A 23178-nucleotide genomic window follows, 5' to 3' on the forward strand; every position below is an offset into this window, starting at 1 on the left:
AGCGTGCGCGTTTTAAGAGAAGGTTACTTTGGTAGGCGTTTTTGAATGACCATGTCCGTATAGTATTGATCGGTAATCTTGTATTTTTTAAGAATAAGACCAAGTAACGCGTGGAATACACCGGGGATAATAGTAAGCATGAGTGCTAAGCCCATTAAGGTAAACTCCGTTTGCTCAACGTTGGGTTTGTACTCGAAAAATGCCAGTAATAATCCCCCTGCTAAACCAGCTAAACCGCCTCCAGCTTTTTGGCAGAATGAAATACCACCAAATGATAAGCCCGATGCACGCACACCGTCTTTAATTTCACCGTAATCCACAGCTTCTGCAATCGCAGACCAGAACACAGGCGCATGTAAATCAACCACAAATGACAAGATGATATAAAGCACGAATGCCATCATTACATCACCCGGTTGGACCACAAAATACATAAGCAATGAAATAAATAACACTGCAATTTGTGATTGACGGAACAGTTTCATTTTACAGTAACGCTGCGTGATCCACGTACTTGCCACCATCGATACGATTGACGCCGCAATACCCGCACTGGTGAATGCCCCCGCTAAATCGGGCACCCCTAAATAATAGGTTGCATAGTACATTGCCACACTACCGCGAATTGCATACCCTAAGGTACCAAGTACACATGCTGCACACAGTAACAACCACTGGTCGTTTTTAAGTAGCACTTTTAATTGCGTAAGTACGCCCTCGGTTTGTGGCTCATGAGTAATACGTTCGCGGGTAGTAAAGAAACAGAATAAAAACAACGCAACAGCACACGCAGAGACCAATGCCATTGCGAGTTTATAACCGTACGACAAGCTGCCATTTCCCCAGTAAGACGCAAGTAGCGGTACTGAGAATACAATCACTACATTGGCAATTTTTGCGAAAAACATACGGTAACCATTAGCAGATAAACGCTCTTTAGGATCCGCAGTGAGTACACCAATATAAGAGATATAAGGGATTGCTACACCGGTAAACATCAACGTAGCAAACAGGTAAGTTGCATAGGCCCATGCCAGCTTCATGTTGTAATCAAGATCTGGCGTAGTAAATAGTAATATAACCGACAAACCATACGGTACAGACAAGAATAAGAACCAGTGGCGGAACTGACCCCAGCGGGTTTTCACTTTATCGGTGATGACCCCCATTAATGGATCGGTAAAGGCATCAACAAAACGCGCCACTAAAAACAACACACCCATATCAACCGGATCCAGTCCGTAGATATCGGTGTAGAAAAAAGACATAAAATAAAATAACGCTGCAACCATGACATTCACTGCCATGTCGCCGGCACCAAAGCCAACTTTTTCTACAACGGATAACTTTTGAGATTCCATACCACACCCTAATTGGAAAATATTAAGCCAATACTCAATATTTTAAGCAATGAACACCTTTCAATACTGTGTATCAACTATGTGATACTACACAGCTTGGCCACTGCATTCGTTATTTTTGTAAATTTAATGCTAACCCAAATGATAGTATTATCATACTAATTAATTCGCAACTCTTTTCGTTTAATAACAAACACGCCCACTTTCTAGCAAATCTGAAAAATAAAAAACCCCAGCAGAGCCGGGGTTTTTGGGTCTATTCAAGAATTTTAGAAAGAATAACGGATACCTAGCGCAAAGGTACGGCTAAATAATGCACTATTTGAGTTATGAGTTGTTGGGTACTCATAATAAGATTGCGCTATTTCTTCTGTTAAATTGGTACCATCAAACGTGACCATGAAGTCTTCGTTGATATCGTAACTTAACTGAAAGTCTAAGCTTTGCTCTGGACGACGATAAACACCTAGCGGATTCGCAAATTGAGCGGCCTCGTAGTTATTTAAGAAATCATCACGCCACACATAAGCTAAGCGCATATCAAAATCGTCACGCTCATAAATAAGCACGGTTGAATATGATGATTTTGAAACCCCAAACATGTCTCGCGTATCATACCCAGAAAGCTGACCGTCTGCGTACACAGGAAGATCTTGCTCTGAATCAAGGAACGTTGCGCTTGCCTGCAGACCCGCACCCATTAACCAATCCGGCAAATTGTCAGGGAAATAAACTAAACCTAACTCAACACCATCTAATGTACCATTAGATGAATTATCCGGTTGATTTAAAATGTACGGATAAGGCGCTTCATCATCAGGTCCTTGATATTGAACGATACGGTTCGAGCCATACACAAACCCCTCTATTTCACGTTTAAATAGCGTGCCATAAAGAGAACTATCATCCGCAAAATACCACTCTAATGTTAAATCGTAGTTTTTAGATTCAACAGGCTTTAAGTTTGGGTTACCGCCACTTGCTGTGCCATAGCCAATATTCGTCACATCTTCAGTGTAGTATATGAAAGAATTTAATTGAGCAAAGTCAGGTCGGCGAATCGTTTCTGTATAAGCAGCTCTCGCGATTACATCCTCAGTTAAATGATAACGCACTACAATGCTTGGCAATAAAGCCGAAGAACTATTTTCTGCAGAGCTAACAGCGGTTGGATTTTGGTCTATGTCAAAAAAGGTCATCTCCGCTTTTGCGTTTTCGTATCGTAAACCTAGCTGGCCATCGAACTCGCGACCAAATAAAGTTGTTGAAAAATTACCTTGAATATAAGCAGCATAAGACTTTTCATCAATATCAAACGTCTTTTCCAACATCACATCATCTGCACCGATGTTATAAAGATCACGGAATGACTGACGGTTGTTGTATATGTAATGCCCATTTGGCACGACCCAACTTGACGGCCAATTCGCATTACCATCAAAAAAGCCTTCATTAATTGATGCAAGGCCTTCATCGAATGAACCTAAAGGTTGACCTAAAATACCGCCGGCAGCCTCACGACTTGAGTCACTCGCCCCACGGCTATCGTAGCGCACACCAAACGAAACGGTATCAAAACCAAAGCTATCAACAAATAAGTCACCATCTAATGTGAATGTTAGTGCATCACCTTTAGATGAGCCCCCATTATCGTATAGTTGGGCAACATTCCACTGAGATGTATCAGCTAAATCAGCTTCATTAACAGCGGTGTCGGGGTTATCAGCATAAACCAAAGAAGGAATTCCGTCTTTGTCATTAAAATCTACATTTAAGCCATACGCAACGCGCTCACTTCGCATAGCAAGAAAGTCAGTCTCATATTGACTGTCTTGATAGTAGATTTCTGAAGCAAGATTAAAAGTATCGGTGATTGTCCACTCACCGCCTAAAGCAAATACATAACTATCTGTCTTACTAACCGTTAAATCACCACTATTAAATCCATAAGGTGCATCAACATAACGCTCTTTTATAATATTGGTGCCATCAAAGGTAACTGGCGGGTTTTGTGTATCAACATTGCCCCACCAATCTACAAACGTGAAGCTTAAAGCGTTAAATGACTCATTACGAAAGCCATTATAAAATGCTTCAAAGGTATATTGTGAATCATCATTTGGTCGCCATTGAAAAGCAACATTTGCAGCTGGGCGCTCTCGCTTACCCGTGAAGTCACTCGCAAACACCGCATCACGAGATAAATAATATTCCGTAGGAACACCATTGATATTTAAAGTAGAGCCCGCTTGGAACGGAAGGCCATTTTCAAGACCTGGTTGCCAAATAAGTTCTTCACTGGCACGGCCATCCGTTGTTTGAATTCGTTCTAGCGGGCCAAAACCAGCTGCAGGATTCAGTGTCATAAATGGCACCATCGCACCCGCTGCAATGTTTTGGTCACGGTAACTGGTTTCACCATATGAAACGTTTACAAGCGCACCAAATTCACCAATCCCAGATTCCCAGCGATTACTTGCCAACAACGATACATTTGGATCAAGCTCTTCAGCTTGCTCTTGATAAATACCACGCGCAGAAACAACCACTTTCGAACCATCGAAGTTAAATGGACGCTGTGTTTTAATGTCGATTTGACCAGCGATCCCACTCCCTACCTGTGATGCTGAACGCGTTTTATAAACATCGACACTTTCTAATAACGCTGCAGGAATATCAGCTAACGCAACATTCCTACCTGCTGCTGTAAAAATTTGACGACCATTCACCGTTGTAGTCACATCCGTTAGACCACGAATAGATACGGTATTTACCTCACCCGCTCCTCGGTCAGTAACTTGTACGCCTGTCACACGCTGAAGGGCTTCAACTACATTGTTATCGGGAAACTTACCAATATCCTCAGCGACAATAGCATCAACAACTTGGAATGATTGACGCTTAATGTTTAAGCCTTTATTTAAACTACCGCGGATACCTGACACCTGAATAACTTCAATTTCGTCATTCTCTTGTTTTGTATCCTGCTGTTCTGCATAAGCAAATTGACATGAAACTGCCATTAAAATCGCGCTTGCTATGTGTGTTTTTTTGAACATGTGTGCTGCTCTCCAATTTTGATTTACCCAGAAGGTGCGCCTTCTGCCTTCCCCATATTTACGATGCTTGTTGTCAGTGCATTTATAGGGTTATTTTTAGTTATGTTAAGTATTTGCTGTCTTCATTAATAGTATTGTATGATTAATTAACAGTCAACTTACATTGTAAAAAATAATAATCTGGCAAATATCTGAGTCTCCACAGCTCATAAGAAACAAAAAACACTTAAGTAACATAACCTTAAAGATATAAAATTCGAAAATCCCACCCTTTTGATGATTCACTCACTGAAAATAAATACTATATTAATATTAAATATCTTCCGTTATAGAAATATTTTTTGCCCTGGGCAATCTTTAGCGCAATAAAAAACCCCGAGCTAAGTCGGGGTTTTTTAATCTAATCGAAAAGTTTAGAAGGAATAACGTGCACCGAGTGCGAATGTACGTGAGTAGATCCCGTTACCAAAGTTAAATAAGTTATCGTTACCTTTCCCATAATAGCTTTGATATACGTCATCTAAAATGTTCGTTGCATCAAATGTTACAACAAGATCATCATTCACATTGTAACTAAACTGGAAATCTAAACTTTGCTCAGGACGGCTCCAGAACTGCAAAGGGTTAGCAAAAATGGCCGCTTCGTTACCTGTAAAAAACTCAGAACGCCATACGTATGATAAACGCATGTCAAATGAATCACGCTCGTAAATACCGACAATACTGTAAGACTCATCCGATACACCCGCCATTTGAGAATCAACATAGCGTGATAACGACCCATCATCATTATATTCTGGCGTCTTTTGAGCTGAATCAAGCGCTGTAAAACTCGCTTGTACGCCCAAACCATTTAGTATTTCAGGTACATTTTCAGGGAAGTAAACTAACCCTAATTCAAACCCTGAAAGCTCACCTTCAGAGCCATTAACTGGCGCGCTTAATGCGAATGGTATAATTTCACCATCTGAAGCTTTTGGACGCATCACAACTTTACGTCCAGAAACAATACGGCCCTCTATGTCACGTTTAAAATATGCAGCGTACAGTGAGCTTGACTCAGCAAAGTACCACTCAAGAGACACATCGTAATTGGTAGATTCTTCAGGTTGGAGATCTGGATTACCCCCTGTTCCTGTTCCATATTCAGAACCTTCAGTCAGTGGCTCCGTCCAATATTGAAGTGCATTTAAGTCCGCAAAATTAGGCATTCGTAATGTATTTGTATAAGCAACACGCCCAACAACATCATCTGTAATATTCCAATTTAGTACTAAACTTGGTAGAACTTTACTCACATCAGCATCAGCGGAGCTACTATCAAAAACATTCGAGTTAGTTGCCGTTTCAGCCGTAAAGTCCATCTCTTGGTCATAGCTCACATAACGTATGCCAAATTCACCGCTGATATCTTCCGTTAAGAAAAAATTTGTGGTTGCATATAATGCGAAAGAATTTTCTTCGATATCAAATGTTTTATACATCTGTTCAGCTTCTAACCCATATACAGCACGAACAGCCTGAGCATTATCAAGCATATAACTGCCGTCTGCAGTAATAAAGCTGTTAAAGGTGTCTGCTCGACCATCAAAGTAGTCATTGACGTGATAAACGATACCAGTGCCATCATCCGCTGCGCCCGCAGCTGCAAGTTTCTCTATAAGACTCGCGACTGATGTATTGGCAATCCCCCCTTCATTAGTTCGTGTATATTCTTGTGCTGTGCGCTTTTCATAACGCCCACCAAATTTAACTTTGTCAAAATACGCACCACCAATTAGGTACTCAGCGTCGAATGTGAAAGTCAGTGCATCACCCGCATTACCACCGCCATTATCATAAACAGTCCCAGCATTCCAATTTTCAACTGCTGACATATCGGCTTCGTTTAGTGCTGTGTTCGGGTCATCCCAAAATGAAATGCCTGGTACACCATCATTGTCATTAAAATCAACATCAAGGCCACTTGCTACGCGGTCAAAGCGCATTGCAAAGAAGTTTGACTTATATTCACTGTCTTGATAAACCACTTCAGAGTTAATAGTTAGATAATCACTTGCTTGCCACTGAGCCCCTAATGCATATAAGTAACTGTCTGTTTTACCATATGAAAAGTCACCACTTTGGAAGCCACCAGCACCGATTGCTTGTTTTTCTTTAATTACATTTGTGCCATCGAACACCGTGGGGGTTTCAATAAAGCCATTACCATTTTCAAACGTATTTGAGAACCATAAGGCATTTTGTGACTCATTTTCGTAACCCGTATAGAAACCTTCAGCAGTCACTTCGAGCGTTTCATTTGGTGCCCACTGCAAAGATATTGATGCCGCAGGGCGCTCGCGCAAACCAGTAAAAGAAGTACCAAATATAGCGTCACGACCAATTAAATATTCAGTCGGTAATCCATCAACATCAATCATCGAGCCTGGTGTTGTCGGTAAACCATTTTCAAGACCTTCTTTCCAGTTTGTACCTTGCGAACCTTTCTTTGGGATCAATGAGTACGGGCTGTAGTTAGGATGAGGGTAGTTTGTGAAATAGGGCAATGCTGCCCCCGCTGTTATCGTATCATCACGATAATGCGTCTTAGAGTAAGAAATATTAACCAGCGCACCAAATTCACCTGCACCATCGATGTCCCAACGGTTAGATAATAATGCACTGATATTTGGATCAATTTTATCTGGCTGGTCTGAGTAAATAGCACGCGCTGCTAAAACGACTTTTTCACCTTCGAAGTTGAATGGACGATGTGTTTTAATGTCGATCGCCCCTGCAATACCACGCTCAATTTGATCTGCCGAACGGGTTTTATAAACTGTTACACCTGATAGTAAGCTTGCTGGAATGTCTTGCAGCGCCACATCACGACCCGCACCTGTAAAGATAGCACGACCATTAACAGTGGTATTTACATCGTTAAGGCCGCGAATTGAAACCGCGCTTACTTCACCTGCTCCACGGCCCGTTGTTTGAACACCTGTCACACGTTGAAGTGCTTCAACTACGTTGTTATCAGGGAATTTACCAATATCTTCTGCAACAATAGCATCCACGATTTGAACGCTTGCACGTTTTTCATCGAGTGCTTTGTTTAAACTGCCGCGAATACCTGATACCTGAATAACTTCCATTTCATCGACATTCTTTTCAGGAGTATTTGGTGCCTGCTCTTGAGCGAAAGCAAATTGACAGGTAAATGCCATAACTACAGCACTGGCAATGTGTGTTCTTTTAAACATTTTCGGTGTTCTCCAAATTTTTATTATACCGGACCTCTGGGAAGATACCGACTCAGTTTCCGAAGTATGCTCACTGCATTGTGCATCGTGTGTTGTCAAAACGGTGCGTGATCGAATCTCGATTCTCGATTAAATGTATTGCAGGGCCCTTTTGATAATATTGTATGATTATTTATAGATCAACCGATTAAACTAATTAAAACTGATACGATCTCATTCACACAGCACACATTAATAAAAATGATCCTTCAATGTAGAAGGCGCTATATTTTCAGCTTAAGCAGCAATCAATATCAACATATTCAATGAGTTAAAAGACCAATTAGCTTGCCTTTAATACATCAAATACAGAAAAAAAGGCCAATAAATTATTTACGCAAATTATTTTGCTGCTACTATGATTATAAAAATACAATAATACAATTTGATATTTTTACTGCAATTTTTCGAATTATCTCATGATAACAGCCAGTTACTCAGTTACCATTAATAATACTCTGCGTATATCGATCATGGGTAAAAAATCAGCAGTCAGAACAACAATCATTTACAGAGGACACTCATGAGTAAACTGAAAGCCTTAGCGCTACCATTGCTTTTTTCGAGCAGCTTAGCCGTTGCACAAAACCCATTATTCACCGATGTATTTACTGCAGATCCCGCAGCACTTGTTCATAATGACACCGTATACCTTTATACAGGCCATGATGAAGCACCTAATAACGATGTATTTTTCGAAATGCATGACTGGCTTGCCTTTTCGTCTACCGACATGGTGAATTGGAAAAAGCATGGCCCAATTATGAAAGCCACTGACTTTAAGTGGGCAAAAGGCGAAGCGTGGGCTTCACACATGATTGAGCGTGATGGCACCTTTTACTTCTTTACCACAGTTCGCCACAACGATACAAAACCGGGCTTTGCTATTGGTGTTGCAACGTCTAAGTCACCGACAGGCCCATTTAAAGACGCCATAGGCCATGCGCTTGTTACAGACGATATGACCAAGCACACACCGAATGATTGGGATGATATTGATCCTGCTATTTATACCGAAGAAAACGGCGATACATACATGTTCTTTGGTAACTTAGTGCCAAAATATGTAAAGCTGAGCGATGACTTACTTTCGCTTGATGGGGAAATCAAAACACTCGATTTGCCAAACTTTACAGAAGCATTATGGGTGCATAAAAAAAATGATAACTACTATGTATCGTACGCCTGTGAGTTCCCTGAGAAAATCTGTTATGCCATGAGTAAAAGTATTCATGGGCCGTGGGAATATAAAGGTATCTTGAATGAAATCGCGGGCAACAGTGAAACCAACCACCAATCAATTATCGAATACAAAGGTAAAGATTATTTTATTTACCATACAGGTGCAGTACCACCAATTGATGGCAAACCAAGTGGTGGGCGTTTTCGTCGTTCCGTGTCTATCGAACCACTTTACTACAATGAAGACGGCACCCTTAAACGTATTATCATGACTACTGAAGGGTTAAGTGCACAAAGCAAGTAATACTATGAAGGGCTCTGGTGCAGAGCCCTATTCATTTTTTATACTCTTTTTTCAAAGGCCTAAACTGCAAATTAAAAGTACTAGCAATACAGCTCATCCCCCCATTTAAAAACTTTAACCCTGCTGCAAACAACGAAATTAAAGAAACAAAGCATTTACAATGCAATTACCTTTGTGAAATCATTTGCACAATCTAAATAATATTATAAAATTACAATACTACGTTATTGTTGATTTTTTTATAGCAGCAACACTTTTTGACAACAATTCAATAAAAATAAATCCCTGATTTAAAGGACACATAAAATGAAATTAAATAAGTTAGCTATGCTAATTGCCTGCTCTTTGGCTGTGACCGGTTGTGGCAATGAAGAAGGCACACAATATGACACTGCACCTGCGGTTACCGAACCCCAAAGCGCAAAACCCAGTGTAAGTAGCAGTGTTGAATACACAGAATCAGGGAGCGTAATGGTTACTAATGTCAGTGTACATGACCCTTCTGTTGTTAAAGTTGACGACACTTATTATATTTTTGGTTCACACCTTGCTGCCGCTAAATCAACTGATCTTCTGAACTGGGAAATGATTTCTAGCCTTTCAGCTAACGCAGCCGTTAATGAAAGCCCCCTATTTAATTACAACTACACAGGTGAAATTGCCGAGGGTATTGAATGGACAGATGGCTTTACTGGCAACTGGGCTGCCGATGTAATCAAAGCGCCAAATGGCAAGTTTTGGTTTTACTATAACCACTGTGCACAAGATAACCCAGATACACCGGATGTTGTTGATGAAGTGTGTTGGAACCGCTCTTACCTTGGTTTAGCTGAAGCTGATAACATTGAAGGCCCCTATAAAAATAAAGGCATTTTCTTACGCAGTGGCTACCGCAATGAGGCGGAGTTTACAGCCTACCCTCTCGATAACGGCCAAACAACATGGAATGGCGCCGTTGATCCAAACGTCATTGACCCTGCTGCATTCTATGATGCAAACGGCAAGCTTTGGATGGTTTACGGCTCTTACTCCGGCGGTATTTTCGTTTTAGCAATGGACGAAGAGACCGGTATGCCAGAAGCCGGTCAAGGATACGGTAAAAAACTAGTCGGTGGTGACTTCCGTGCGATAGAAGGCGCCTTTGCAATGTATAGCCCAGAGAGCGAGTACTATTACCTATTCTATTCGACTGGTGGATTTGACTTAAATGGAGGCTATAACATTCGTGTTGCTCGCTCAAAAACACCTGATGGTCCATACCTAGATAACGCGGGTAATGACATTGCAGCAGTAGGGGGCCTAGAAGTCGGTGAAAAACTAATGGGCGGCTTTGAGTACACCCAAGAACTTGGCGAAACAGCACCTGCTTGGGGCTATCAATCACCGGGGCATAACTCGGCTTACTACGATGAAGCAACAGGTCGTTACCTTTTAGTTACACACACTCGTTTCCCACAAACATCGACTGAGTTCCCTAACAATACTGAAGCACACCAAGTTCGTGTGCATGAAATGTTTATTAACTCATTAGGTTGGCCGATGGCTTCACCACAACGTTATGTGCCGCTTGAGGGCGACAACATGGTGGTTGCTGATGAGCTTTACGGTTACTACAAATTTATCAATCACGGCACTGATGTAAACACTGATGCAATTCGTTCAATGCATATTGCATTAAATCAAGATCACTCAGTAACAGGTGATGATCCCGGTATCTGGTACATGATTGATGACTCTAATATTAAACTAGAGCTTGATTCTGGTACTTACTTCGGCGTGGCTAAATGGCAATGGGATGACGCCACCAAAGCGATGGCCGTCACTGTATCGGCAACATCAAGCGAAGGCGCTACCATTTGGGCAAGTAAACGTGATGAAATTACGGATACTGCAAACGTGCTGGGCACTGTTCAAGAAGCACTTGATATAAAAACTGAATTATCAATTGCAGACGAAGGCTATTCATTACCAACTAAAGGTAAAGATGGTGCAGCGATTAACTGGCAAAGTAGTGATGAATACTACATCACCAGCGAAGGGTCTGTGTTTATCCCTACGCCAGACCGTGGTGATAAATCCGTTACTTTAATGGCTAATATCTCTTTAAATGGCGAGAGCACCACCAAGACATTTAATGTAAACCTTGAAGCGCGTCCAGAATTTAAAAATGCGATTGCACACTACAAATTCGAAGAATCACTAAGCGATGGTTTAGGCAATCTAGGTGATGCAGGGGTGACAGACAACAATCTATTAAATGTGGGTGCAGGCACAGCCGCTTTCGCTGAAGGTCAAACAGGTAAAGCGTTTAACTTTGATGGTGCAACGGGTGTTCGTTTACCTGATGACTTAGTGACAGGCGATGAGTACACCATTTCATACTGGTTTAAGCCAACAGTGCTAACAGATTTTTCTCCTACATTTTTTGCTGCAGCATCCGTTGATAACTGGATAAGTATCGTACCAGCAAATTCACCTTCATTCCTTTGGAGCCACTATTTAGATGAAAATAATAAAGACGTTTGGGGTGATGTAAACCAGACTACACCTGCACCATTAGCCTGGTCACATATTGCAATTACTTATGTAGGCCAAACAGCTACACTTTATAAAGATGGCAAAAGAATTGGCTCAATACAAAGACCCGACATGTTTAATACACAAACCGGCAACTTTGCGCTGGGTGTGAACTATGGCTGGGATTTACCTTTCCAAGGTCAAATTGACGAATTTATCGTGTATGACTACGCCTTAAACAGCTTAGACATCAATGGTGCAGCAATCAACAACCTAACAGATCCGACTAAGTTCGAAAGTTTCATCACTGACGCGCTTGATTTAGGTGATGTCTCTGCAGTACGTGAAAGCTTCGAGTTACCACGTGTCGGTCCATTTGTGTCAGGTATTAGCTGGACGTCAAACAACGAAGAGTATTTAAAACCAGTTAACGGCACGGCTGTTGTGACTCAACCAAGTGCCTCTGCTGGCGACCAAGTTGTAACATTAACTGCAACCATTAAGTACAAAGACTTTACTGATACTAAGTCATTCGATGTAACCTTAAAATCACTTGCACCAGCTGAATACAGCTTCGAAGGTGACTTAAGTGCGCTTAATGGTGCGTATGCAGCGGGTAAACCAACGGGTGGTTTCATGAACAACACTGGTGGTAACGTAACTTTTGTTGACGGTATCATTGGTCAAGCCGTATTCCTTGAAGGTTCAGGTGTTCGCTTGCCAGATAACCTTATTACAACCAATGATTACTCTGTGTCTATGTGGTTAAAACCAGAAAGCTTCACCGATTACACAACCGCATTCTTTGCAGGTGCAAATGCAGAAGCTTGGTTGAGTTATGTGCCTTCGATGGCTGGCTCTAGTCTAACTCGTTTGTGGGCAAATAATGGCGCATTCTTTGATAATGCAGAGCTAGATAGCCGTATCCCTCTCAAAGAGTGGACACATGTTGCCTTCACGGTTGATGGCACCAACGGCGATACGATAAAAATGTACGTCAATGGTGAACTTCAGCTAGAAGCGGGCGGTTTCCCTCGCGTGTTCACTGTACCTGGTGAAACCAATGAATTTGCCTTGGGTGTTAACTACTGGGATACCCCTTATAACGGGGCTATTGATGAACTGAAAATTTTCAACGGTGCGATTAGTGCTGAAGAAATAAAAGTACTCTTTGACGCAGCTTCTGCACAAGAAGAGTAATAAGTAAGGTGAGCTGTCTCACCTTCCTTATTCGTTGTCGTAAAAAGCCAGACTCTGTCTGGCTTTTTTATGCAAACATGGAGCTGGGCAAAGTTACAAACACAATATGGTAATGCGCCTGTGTACCTGTACTACTTCGATCATCACCCTGCCCGAAAGAGTGGTGCAAAAGATGAAGATCATGGCTCTGCTCAAGGTCATGAAATTGCGTACGTGTTTAAAAACTTGAATAAGTCAGATCCCAATGTCACACCAAACGACTTAAAAATGTCAGAGGTTATGGCAACGTATTGGACTAATTTCGCTAAAAACGGGAATCCCAATAATGACGCACTACCAAACTGGCCAGCTTTTGATGATGAAAAGCCGAGTACCATGTACTTCCAACAACAGCCAAAGTAACTAGTGCGCAGTTTTACTCACTTTTCCAAAACTGCCACCACTTTTTGCTACTCGCGGTATCTGCTTTACTCAACGCTGAGCTTGCTGTTTCATGGGGATACCTTATACGATAAGACGGATCACTAAAGGCAGGGTTCAGTGCCGTTGAGTTATTCATTCGATCATAGTCATCTAAGTGGGGATTAGAATAAAACTCTTCGACTGGATACGGTAAATAAGCCTCGTCATACCCTGAATATTCAAAAATAAAACGTTTCGCTTTTTCATTTCTAAGGAATGCATTCCGAAACAAATGCCATTCAGCATCATCAATATTCATATAAAAATATTCACTCGCATCCAGAATGAGATACTCGTACTCTAGCTCATCAAAAAGCGCGATTGTCTTATCTAAATACCCTATCGCTATTTCAGGCTCTTGAAATAACTCAGTAAAAAACCGATGTGAGTTTTCTATATTTTCTTTCGCTTTTTTGACCGTCGTACACGGTAAAGAGATCGTATCGTAGTGTAAATTACCCTCTCCATCCATGTATTCAATTTTAGACTCGATGAAATCATCTTCATTGAAAAACATTAACCAGACTATTGGTATTTGATAACCTGCTTCAGCTAACTCAATGTACTGACCACCTTCACTTTTCAGCTGATGCACACTTGAAATTGGTTTACTTGAATTAATTAAATAAGACATTTACAACTCCTACTCCCTGAGAAAGCAACCAGCGCATTCCCTTAAACTGTATAATTATACCTTCACGTTATATTAACCGGAACAAAAAAAGCCACTCATAAATGAAGTGGCTTTGGTTTGAGTCGATTTTTTACTTATGACTTAATGTGGTTCACGCAGGTGGAACACTTGGCACTTGTTACCTAAATCGGGTTGTTGTGCAAAGTTAGTGTTTTCAGCCAAACCACAGTTACTTAAGCCTAATGCTTGTTTTGTGTAACGGTTGATAAGCATGATGCCACCGCCTTCAACTGGGGCAATGCGCCACTGTGCTGTTTTCGCGGCACACGAAGCCATTTCTACATTGGCACCCGGCACGAGTGCATTATCGGCTACTGCAGCACAGAACTCGCTGTCAGCGCTTTGCTTAAGGCTTACATAACCCGTATCTGTTGGTGTGAAGAACCATTGCTGTGCGTCTTTATGCGTATAAGCGTGTTGCTCAACATTAGTACCATCTTTAACTGTACCAGCTACGCTCAACGCTTTACCACTTTGTTGGCTTAATACCACAACACTGCCCATAGGGCGTAATTGCCAGTCGCCACACGCTGTTGTGTCGCTTTGCTGTAACACCGCTTGATTTTGCGCTGCCGAACACCCTGCAACCGCTAAAGGTTTGTCTGTGTAACGGTTAGTAATAGACACATTACCGTCTGTGCTTGGTGCTACTTTCCATTGCTGGCAGAAGTTATTGCGCCATGCCGCAGATTGTACTTTAGCGTTGTCAGCCTCGTTACAGCTTTCAAGCTCTAAGAACTTGCTGTCTTCGCGGTTGGCTAAACGTACAAAACCGTCTGTTGTTGCATCAATAACCCACTGACCATTGGTGCTTGCACACTGGCGCTGCACTGCGCGCGCATCTTGTGGGTCTGCAGCGATGTCTAAACATAGGCCACTTGTGGCATTCACTAATTGGTAGCGTTGACCTTGTACACGTGTTACCAGCGGGCCATATTCACCTGATGGTGGGGCGACTTCAACACCCGGCGTTAATGGTTTACCAAAGTTTGGCGTTCCATCGTTGTTCCAAGTGAATTTTTGCGCACGTAAAGAACGCGTTGCGCTACAACCGTGCTCTACCGAATCATTACCATGGTAAACCAGCCAATCTTCAGTGCCATCTGGCGACGTGAAGAAACCATTATGACCTGGGCCAAATACGTCTTCTGTGCGCTCAAATACCGGCTTGTCGTATTTTTTCCAGCTGCTGGCTTTAAGTGGATCATCACCTACAAGCTCAAGCATACCCAGCTTGTAGTCAGGGGTATTACAGAAGCTTGCTGAGTACGTCATAAACGTACGCCCATTGTGCTGTATAATTTCAGCGCCTTCCGTTACTTTACGACCACTAATTTCCCAGTCTAGCTCAGGACGCGTGATTACCGTGTGTGGAGAGTTCTTTTTCAGTGTCCATGGGTTTTCCATTTCAGCAATAATGTTTAACTGTTGATCGCCCTGCCACTGTGAGTAAATCACATACAGTTTATCGTTGTATGTAAGGTAGTTACCGTCGATATTCCATACGTTTGGCATTAATGCCCCTTTGTATTCGTATGGACCCATAGGGTCATCACCGGCACTTTCTAAAACATTTAAGTGTTGGTTATCTAGCGTGCCATCGGTACCAGCTGTGTACATCATGTACCAACGATAGCCATTTGGCCCTTTTAGGCGATGGAATTCAAACGCCCAGAAGTTACAACAACGTTCAGGGTTTGAATCAGACCACACATTGACAGGTGTTGCATCTGCAAGACCAGCAAGTGTGGGCGATTTTCGCATCACTAATTCAGAAGTCCATGTTGTTGTGGTTAAGTAATAGTTACCATCCCAATACTCAAGCCATGGATCGGCGCCATTAGGAAACAGCGGATTGGTAAATATGCCATTATCTTGAATGGGCGCTTTTTCTGTGGCTGCTACATCAGTTTTTTTAGCTGTGTTGTCTTCAGCCATTGTCTGACAGCCAGTCAGCGCGCCAAACGACAAGGCAAATAGGCTGGCTAAACCGGCCTTTTGCATTGCGCTTTTAAGCTTTGTTGTTTTCACGTTTGTGTTCCTTTATTTTGTACCAAATTCGTACACGATGCGTGTTGAGTACACGTCACCCGGTAATAATGTTGTGCTTGGGAACGTTGGCTGATTGGGTGCATCAGGGAAGTGTTGTGGCTCTAAACAAAAACCACTTCTGAAGTTATGCACTAAGCCAGACGCTTGCTTGCTACTACCGTCTAAGAAGTTACCTGAATAAAACTGTACGGCAGGCTCTTCGGTGTAAACGGTTAATGTACGACCTGAGTTTGCTTCGTAAACCGTGGCCGCTTCAATGAGCTCTTTGCTTGGTGTGTCTTTTAGTACAAAGTTATGGTCGTAGCCTTTACCAAGCTGAAGCTGTTCATTGCTTACTTTTATATCTTGACCAATTGCTTTAGCAGTACGGAAGTCAAACGGTGTGTCTGCTACATCCATTAACTCTCCCGTTGGGATTAAGCCACCATCTACAGGCGTAATCGCTTTGGCGTTAATTTGCATTTGGTGATCAAGAATGTCGCCTTTACCCGCTAAGTTAAAGTAGCTGTGCTGCGTCATATTGATAATGGTAGGCTTGTTCGTTGTAGCAATAAACTGCATGTCTAGCGTGTTGTTATTGGTTAACGTGTAAGTCACTTCAGTGGTTACTTCACCTGGGTATCCTTGGTCACCATCGGGGCTAACAAGGCTTAGGGTCACGCCTGCACTGTTTTGCGTAGTGAACGGTGTCATGTTCCATACTTTTTTGTCGAAACCTTGCACACCCCCGTGTAAATGATTGTCGCCGTCGTTAGTGGCAAGCTGATATTCGGTGCCATTTAACGTGAATTTACCGTTCGCAATACGGTTACCAAAACGACCAATAATAGCGCCAAAGTAAGTCGTTGCTTTTGTGTAAGCGTCTAGGTTATCTAAACCCAGTACAATATTACCCATTTCGCCTTTTGCATCTGGCGTTTCAATGCGCGTGATAATACCGCCGTAGTTGATTACATCAACACTAATGCCATTGCTGTTAGTGAGTGTTACTTGATTTACAGGGGTTTGATCTGCAAGCACGCCGTAAGCCGTCATAGATGCTGAAGGGGAAGTTGTCATATTGTCTCCTTGATGAGCACACGCTGGTGTAAGGGCAATCCCACATGTCACCAACAATGCATAAAGCCCGCGCGACTTTTTCGTGTTCGAACCGGCTGTTTGATGAGTTGTTTTTAAACCTTGAAAAACACATTGCAATGACATATGAATAACCTTTTTTTAATTGTATTTATAGTTTTATAATACAAATAAGGGGATCATTGCAAATTTAATCGCTAAAATTGGATTTTGCCGTCTTTTACCATAATGCAGTCCATGCCCGCACTTTTTGCTGCTTGATAGCCAATTTGCGTATCTTCAAACACCACGCATTTACTGGGTTCAACACCTAATTGCTCAGCCACTTTTAAAAACGTTTCTGGGTCTGGCTTACCTTTACTCACATCACTTGCGGTAACTAAGGCGCCTATTTTATTAATTAAATTAGTATCTGTTAGGTGATCAATTGCATGCTCGCGGTCAGCCCCTGTACCCACTCCCATTGGCAGTACGCCATGGTATTTCTCAAGTACAGCGACGGTTGCGTCAATTACCAATGGATGGTGCTGTAAATCAACCCAAAATTGGTGCTTGTCTTTAGCAACAACGAGAGGGTCGTGATCTAAACCAAATTTTTCATTGAGCATTTCAATGGTTTTAACGGTCGGTATGCCACCCAAGCTATACATGTAGTCGTAATCGAACGGATAACCATACGCTTCACAGGCTTTCTGCCATGCTTGCAAATGACTGCCCATTGAGTCAATTAAGGTGCCGTCCATATCAAAAATAATGCCTTGGTAGGCGCTTAAGTCGATCATATCTACTCCTAAAAAGTGTTACTTCACAATAGCATAAGCCAGCGAGGAGCGAGGCTCATCACTGGCTTAATCGACAACAAAATTTGACTGAACATGCTAAAAGCATGCCCTAGTACTTTATGTACTCGTTTTTACAGGCCACGTTTTAGCATGTAATAAGCTGCGTTATGACGAAGCTCTGTTTTGAAACCACGAATTGTCGTATCGTTATCGATGATCATCGTTTCAACGCCAGCCATTTCAGCAAAATCAACGATCATATCAGTTGTGACTGCTTGGCTGTATGCAGTGTGGTGTGCGCCACCTGCGTGGATCCATGCAGCAGATGCAACAGATAGATTTGGTTTTGGTTCCCACAGTGCTGAAGCCACTGGTAAGTGAGGTAAATCAGCTGGCGGAGCCACTGTATCTACTTCGTTGATTAGAATGCGGAAACGGTTACCCATATCAATTGGTGATACGTTAATTGCAGCGCCTGGCTTTGCAGTAAACAATAAACGGCCTACATCACACTTCACACCGATCGTGTGTTGGTGAACTTCTAAGCGTGGTTTTTGTGCTGCAATTGAAGGACATACTTCTAACATGTGCGCGCCAAGTACTTGGTCAGTCTCACCCATGTTGTAAGTGTAATCTTCCATGAATGAACAACCGCCTTCACGGCCTTCTCCCATTACTTTCATGATGCGAACCATCGCAGCTGTTTTCCAGTCACCCTCACCACCGTAGCCATAGCCTTTCGACATTAGGCGCTGTGTAGCAAGACCCGGAAGACCCGAAAGACCTGATAAGTCTTCAAAACAGTTTGTGAATGCTTTAAAGCCGCCTTTCTCTAAGAAACGCTCCATACCAAGCTCTAAACGTGCTTCGTTGCGCAGCATTTTTACGGCGTAATCGTCTTGTAGAGTTTCGTCAGAAATCACATAGTCTTGCTTATAAAGCGCTAACTGTGCATCGATTTCGTCTTCTGTGATTGTATCAACCACTTTTACAAGCTCAGCGACACCAAACGCGTGTACTTCATAACCAAAGGTGATTTGTGCTGAAACTTTGTTACCTTCCGTTACCGCTACTTGACGCATGTTGTCGCCAAAACGCGCTACTTTAAGTGTTTGGCTTTCTGCCCAGCCTTTCGCCGCACGACACCAGTCATCTAACTGCTGTTGTACGTCAGCACGTTGCCAGTGACCCGCAACCACTTTGCGCTCTTTACGCATTACTGTACCGATGAAACCGAACTCACGGTCACCGTGTGCACTTTGGTGCGTATTCATGTAGTTCATGTTGATGTCAGACCAAGGAAGGGCTGCATTGAACTGAGTATGAAGGTGTAACCAAGGCTTACGTAATTCGCTTAGGCCAGCAATCCACATTTTCGCAGGTGAGAAAGTGTGCATCCATAATACTAAACCAACACAGTTAGGATCGGTATTTGCCGCTTGGCAAACAGCGTGAATTTCTTCAGGTGACTTAACGGTAGGCTTACATACCAAGTTTACTGGTAGGTTCGCTTCGCTGTTTAAGCCCGCTACAATTGCTTCGCTGTCTTTGGCAACCGTTTCTAACACCTTAGGACCATAAAGATGTTGTGAGCCGGTAACAAACCAGACTTCTTTCGTCATCGTCGTCATGTTAATAATCCTCTAAATTCTTGCTATTTGCTCTGACCGTAATACGCGTTTTTACCGTGCTTACGTAGATAATGTTTATCCATCACTGCTTTTTTAAGTTCAGCTGCGTGTGGATCTAAAGTGCGTGTTAAATACGCCATGCGAGCAATCTCTTCGAGTAGCGCGGCATGGTATACAGACTGAGCGGCATCTTTACCCCACGTGAAAGGCGCATGACCCGCAACAATCACCATAGGTGCAGCTTTCGGATCGCGGTCTTTATACGCATCAGTAATTTGAATACCGGTTTCTAACTCATAATCGCCATTCACTTGCTCATCAGTTAGTTCACGCGTACAGGTGATGTCACCGTGTACATAGTCAGCGTGAGTTGTGCCAAGGCAAGGAATGCTTTGTTTTGCTTGTGCCCATGCAGTTGCATAGGTCGAATGCGTGTGTGTTACACCGCCAATCTCATCGAAGTGGCGATATAAATGAACATGTGTTTTGGTGTCAGAAGACGGACGCATAGCACCTTCAACAATGGTGTTTTCAAGGTCGACGATCACCATGTCGTCGGCTTTCATTTGGTCGTACGATACACCACTTGGTTTAATCGCAATCACGCCTTTGTCGCGGTCGATTTGCGATACGTTACCAAAGGTATAAATTACTAAGCCACGACGTTGAAGCTCCATATTCGCTTCATAAACTTCACGTTTTAGTTCAGTAAAACTCATGCTTTGTCTCCGTTTACATAGCTTGCAAGTGCTTGGTAGTTGGCATAAAGCGCATCATACACCGCTACACGCTCAGGGTTTGGTAAGTACTGATGACAGACTGATGACGCCATCACTTTTTGCGCATCAGCCACTGTTGCGTGCTCACCCGCAGCAACCGCAGCCATAATTGCCGCACCCAATGCACAACTTTGCTCACTCTCTAAAACGTCGATTGGACAGTTCCAAACATCAGCACAGGTTTGCATTACGTAGTCTGATTTTTTAGAAATACCGCCGATAACAACCACTGACTCAATTGGCACGCCTTCACTTTGAAAACGCTCAGTGATAGCACGTGCGCCAAACGCCGTTGCTTCAACAAGTGCTTTAAAGAATTTAGGTGCATCGGTGCCCATTTTTAAGCCCGTTAATGCCATTGCAACGCTTTGATCAGCATCTGGCGTACGACGACCATTTACCCAATCAAGCGCTGTTACGTCGCTGCTTGTTACAGGGAGTGCTGCCGCCGCGTTTGATAAATCAACTAAGATTGAGTCTTCTAGCTTGTTAACTAACGCCTGCTCAGCGTCAGATAGATTTGTAAGTTGGCGAGTTGGCCAAAGTACTAGATTTTTAAACCATGCGTATAAGTCACCAAAAGCAGACTGACCGGCTTCTAAGCCAATTAATCCTGGGATCACTGAGCCATCAACTTGACCACAAATACCTTTAACGCAGGTATCACCTAGTTGCTCTTTAGACGTTACCGTGATGTCACAGGTTGAGGTACCCATTACCTTAGTTAGAACGCCTGGGCGAACATTGGCAGCTACTGCCCCCATGTGACAGTCAAATGCACCGTAACCAATCACAATGCCTTGTGGTAAACCTAGCTTCTCGGCCCACTCAGCGGTTAAGTTGCCAGCAACTTGGTCGCTTGGCTCTGTGGTTGCATTTAAAGTATCAACAACACCATCTAATAGTGGGTCGATACTTGTAAAGAAACTGTTTGGTGGGAAACCGCCCCACTGCTCGTTCCACATTTGTTTGTGGCCCGTTGCACAACGCCCTAGCTTTAATGCTTCAGGGTGAGTTGTGCCGCACATGAGCGCGGTCATCCAATCACAGTGTTCAACCCATGAATAAGTGGCTGCTTTAACACTGCTATCAACGCGGAAAATATGTAATGCTTTAGCCCAGTACCACTCAGAAGAGTAAATACCGCCCATGTGTGAAAGGTAGTTCACATCGTTGTTAGTTGCAGCTTGAGTGATTTCATTTGCTTCTTTAATAGACGTATGGTCTTTCCACAAAATGAACATTGCATTTGGGTTTTCTGCAAACTCTTCAGTTAATGCCAGTGGTGTACCTTGGCTATTAATAGCCACAGGCGTTGAGCCTGTTGTATCAAAGCTCATACCCACTACTTTGTCTGCGGTACCTGCTGGAACATGCGACCAAAGACCATTCACTACTTCAACAAGGCTATCAATGTAGTCTTGTGGATGCTGACGAAACTGATCTTTACTTGGGTCACAATATAAACCTTGTGCCCAGCGCGGGTAGTTCACTAAATGGCTGGCTAGTTCTTCACCAGTTGCAACATCAACGAGTAATGCTCTTACCGAGTCTGACCCGTAGTCTAATCCCAACGTATAACGAGACATAATTACCTTTCACTAATTGCTTACTAACATTGTTAGTCATTATCTTTATTTGTATGATAATATCAACAATACCAGATTGTAAAGGTATTATAAAAATATTATTAACAGGATTATTTGCTGCTGGCGGGCGATTTATTGCGCAGTTTTTCTGGAAGATTAGATTGTTTTTTCAGCACAAATAACAGGTTAAAGCCACTAAATTAACTTTTGTATGATAAGAATGGGATAATTATGTCTAACCAACTAGAACAACTTAAAGCAATGACAACCGTTGTTGCTGACACGGGTGATTTTGAAGCAATCAACGAATACAAACCGCAAGATGCAACAACGAACCCATCACTCATCTTAAATGCGATTCAAATTGAGAAATACCGTCCACTTGCTGCAGAAGCCGTTTCATGGGCTAAAGCACAAAGTAACGATGCAAATGAAGTAATAAGCAAAGCAGCTGATAAACTAGCAGTGTTAATTGGCTCTAAATTAATGGAGCAAGTACCGGGTTTAGTGTCAACTGAAGTTGATGCGCGTTTATCATTTGATACCCAAGCAACCGTTGATAAAGCTCTTGAGCTTGTTGCTCTTTATAAAGAGCAAGGTATCGACACATCGCGCGTGTTAATCAAAATTGCTTCTACATGGGAAGGTATTCAAGCCGCTAAAGTACTTGAAGCGCAAGGCATTCGTTGTAACCTAACACTGGTGTTTGCATTTGCTCAAGCGCGTGCTTGTGCCGAAGTAGGTGCATACCTAATCTCTCCTTTCGTAGGGCGTATTCTTGATTGGTATAAAGCACAAAATGTAAGCGCAGATTTCGACGGTGCAAACGATCCGGGCGTTAAGTCAGTGACTCACATCTACAACTATTTCAAAAAACATGGTTTTGAAACAATCGTTATGGGTGCAAGCTTCCGTAACATTGGTGAAATTCAAGAACTAGCAGGCTGTGACCGCTTAACTATCAGCCCTAAACTTCTTGCAGAACTGGCAGCAACGCAAGCGCCTTTGACACAAAAGCTACAACCTGCGACTGAAAAAGCAGACGCGCCAGCAGCGATGACAGAGCACGCATTCCGCTGGGAAATGAATGAAGATGCAATGGCCACTGAAAAGCTAAGCCAAGGTATTCGCCAGTTCGCCATTGACCAAGAGAAACTAGAGTCAATCTTAAGCGAATTAGTTTAAACCTGATTGTTTAAGCAGAA

General features: G+C 42.7%; 14 protein-coding genes. 4 read left to right on the top strand and 10 right to left on the bottom strand.

The window, feature by feature from the left end:
• Positions 1-23 precede the first annotated feature (23 nt).
• From H3302_RS15760 to H3302_RS15770, 3 genes are all read right to left on the bottom strand, one after another.
• Positions 24-1361: an MFS transporter gene (locus H3302_RS15760; RefSeq protein ID WP_065979494.1), complete on the bottom strand. Its 1338-nt coding sequence runs from the start codon at positions 1359-1361 to the stop codon at positions 24-26.
• A 269-nt stretch (positions 1362-1630) separates the two neighbouring features.
• Entirely contained in the window at positions 1631-4420 is a 2790-nt protein-coding gene (locus tag H3302_RS15765; protein WP_118844761.1) for a TonB-dependent receptor, read from the bottom strand.
• Positions 4421-4833: 413 nt separating this feature from the next.
• The gene (locus H3302_RS15770) at positions 4834-7665 is read right to left on the bottom strand and encodes a TonB-dependent receptor (protein WP_182395862.1); all 2832 of its coding nucleotides are present in this window, start codon (positions 7663-7665) and stop codon (positions 4834-4836) included.
• Positions 7666-8227: 562 nt separating this feature from the next.
• Between H3302_RS15770 and H3302_RS15775 the strand changes: the two genes are divergently transcribed.
• The 3 genes from H3302_RS15775 (at position 8228) to H3302_RS15785 (ending at position 13309) form a co-directional block, all read left to right on the top strand.
• The gene (locus H3302_RS15775; protein WP_118844763.1) at positions 8228-9190 is read left to right on the top strand and encodes a glycoside hydrolase family 43 protein; all 963 of its coding nucleotides are present in this window, start codon (positions 8228-8230) and stop codon (positions 9188-9190) included.
• A 306-nt stretch (positions 9191-9496) separates the two neighbouring features.
• On the top strand, positions 9497-12907 hold the full coding sequence (locus H3302_RS15780) for a LamG-like jellyroll fold domain-containing protein (RefSeq protein WP_182395864.1): 3411 nt from the start codon (positions 9497-9499) through the stop codon (positions 12905-12907).
• A 69-nt stretch (positions 12908-12976) separates the two neighbouring features.
• The gene (locus H3302_RS15785) at positions 12977-13309 is read left to right on the top strand and encodes a carboxylesterase family protein (RefSeq protein WP_259369864.1); all 333 of its coding nucleotides are present in this window, start codon (positions 12977-12979) and stop codon (positions 13307-13309) included.
• Positions 13310-13322: 13 nt separating this feature from the next.
• On the opposite strand, the gene H3302_RS15790 is transcribed toward H3302_RS15785, so the two are convergent.
• The 7 genes from H3302_RS15790 to H3302_RS15820 form a co-directional block, all read right to left on the bottom strand.
• Positions 13323-14003 (bottom strand): hypothetical protein, encoded by a 681-nt coding sequence (locus H3302_RS15790; RefSeq protein ID WP_182395867.1) that lies wholly within the window; start codon positions 14001-14003, stop codon positions 13323-13325.
• 141 nt (positions 14004-14144) lie between these two features.
• The gene (locus tag H3302_RS15795; RefSeq protein WP_259369865.1) at positions 14145-16094 is read right to left on the bottom strand and encodes an RICIN domain-containing protein; all 1950 of its coding nucleotides are present in this window, start codon (positions 16092-16094) and stop codon (positions 14145-14147) included.
• A 12-nt stretch (positions 16095-16106) separates the two neighbouring features.
• A complete protein-coding gene (locus tag H3302_RS15800; protein WP_259369866.1) occupies positions 16107-17174 on the bottom strand; it encodes an aldose epimerase family protein in 1068 nt (355 codons plus the stop codon).
• A gap of 215 nt (positions 17175-17389) precedes the next feature.
• On the bottom strand, positions 17390-17974 hold the full coding sequence (locus H3302_RS15805) for an HAD family phosphatase (RefSeq protein WP_182395872.1): 585 nt from the start codon (positions 17972-17974) through the stop codon (positions 17390-17392).
• Between the two features lie 131 nt (positions 17975-18105).
• Complete coding sequence (gene araA, locus H3302_RS15810) at positions 18106-19605, bottom strand: L-arabinose isomerase (RefSeq protein WP_036973624.1); 1500 nt, start codon at positions 19603-19605, stop codon at positions 18106-18108.
• Between the two features lie 23 nt (positions 19606-19628).
• Complete coding sequence (locus tag H3302_RS15815) at positions 19629-20324, bottom strand: L-ribulose-5-phosphate 4-epimerase (protein WP_036973625.1); 696 nt, start codon at positions 20322-20324, stop codon at positions 19629-19631.
• Positions 20321-21973, bottom strand: coding sequence for a ribulokinase (locus tag H3302_RS15820; RefSeq protein ID WP_036973626.1), 1653 nt, complete (start codon positions 21971-21973; stop codon positions 20321-20323). Before H3302_RS15820 ends, H3302_RS15815 begins: the two co-directional genes overlap by 4 nt.
• 231 nt (positions 21974-22204) lie before the next feature.
• Here H3302_RS15820 and tal point away from each other — a divergent pair, with 231 nt between their 5' ends.
• Entirely contained in the window at positions 22205-23158 is a 954-nt protein-coding gene (gene tal, locus H3302_RS15825) for a transaldolase (RefSeq protein WP_182395874.1), read from the top strand.
• Positions 23159-23178: the final 20 nt, after the last annotated feature.

The organism is Pseudoalteromonas sp. MT33b (genome assembly GCF_014117385.1).
GTDB lineage: Bacteria > Pseudomonadota > Gammaproteobacteria > Enterobacterales > Alteromonadaceae > Pseudoalteromonas > Pseudoalteromonas lipolytica.

Excerpts from the sequence above, each read along its gene's own strand:
- H3302_RS15760 (WP_065979494.1), bottom strand. The coding sequence starts at position 1,361 with ATGGAATCTCAAAAGTTATCCGTTGTAGAAAAAGTTGGCTTTGGTGCC.
- H3302_RS15805 (WP_182395872.1), bottom strand. The coding sequence starts at position 17,974 with ATGATCGACTTAAGCGCCTACCAAGGCATTATTTTTGATATGGACGGC.
- H3302_RS15765 (WP_118844761.1), bottom strand. The coding sequence starts at position 4,420 with ATGTTCAAAAAAACACACATAGCAAGCGCGATTTTAATGGCAGTTTCA.
- H3302_RS15820 (WP_036973626.1), bottom strand. The coding sequence starts at position 21,973 with ATGTCTCGTTATACGTTGGGATTAGACTACGGGTCAGACTCGGTAAGA.
- H3302_RS15815 (WP_036973625.1), bottom strand. The coding sequence starts at position 20,324 with ATGAGTTTTACTGAACTAAAACGTGAAGTTTATGAAGCGAATATGGAG.
- H3302_RS15775 (WP_118844763.1), top strand. The coding sequence starts at position 8,228 with ATGAGTAAACTGAAAGCCTTAGCGCTACCATTGCTTTTTTCGAGCAGC.
- tal (WP_182395874.1), top strand. The coding sequence starts at position 22,205 with ATGTCTAACCAACTAGAACAACTTAAAGCAATGACAACCGTTGTTGCT.
- H3302_RS15770 (WP_182395862.1), bottom strand. The coding sequence starts at position 7,665 with ATGTTTAAAAGAACACACATTGCCAGTGCTGTAGTTATGGCATTTACC.
- H3302_RS15790 (WP_182395867.1), bottom strand. The coding sequence starts at position 14,003 with ATGTCTTATTTAATTAATTCAAGTAAACCAATTTCAAGTGTGCATCAG.
- H3302_RS15780 (WP_182395864.1), top strand. The coding sequence starts at position 9,497 with ATGAAATTAAATAAGTTAGCTATGCTAATTGCCTGCTCTTTGGCTGTG.
- araA (WP_036973624.1), bottom strand. The coding sequence starts at position 19,605 with ATGACGACGATGACGAAAGAAGTCTGGTTTGTTACCGGCTCACAACAT.
- H3302_RS15785 (WP_259369864.1), top strand. The coding sequence starts at position 12,977 with ATGCAAACATGGAGCTGGGCAAAGTTACAAACACAATATGGTAATGCG.
- H3302_RS15800 (WP_259369866.1), bottom strand. The coding sequence starts at position 17,174 with ATGACAACTTCCCCTTCAGCATCTATGACGGCTTACGGCGTGCTTGCA.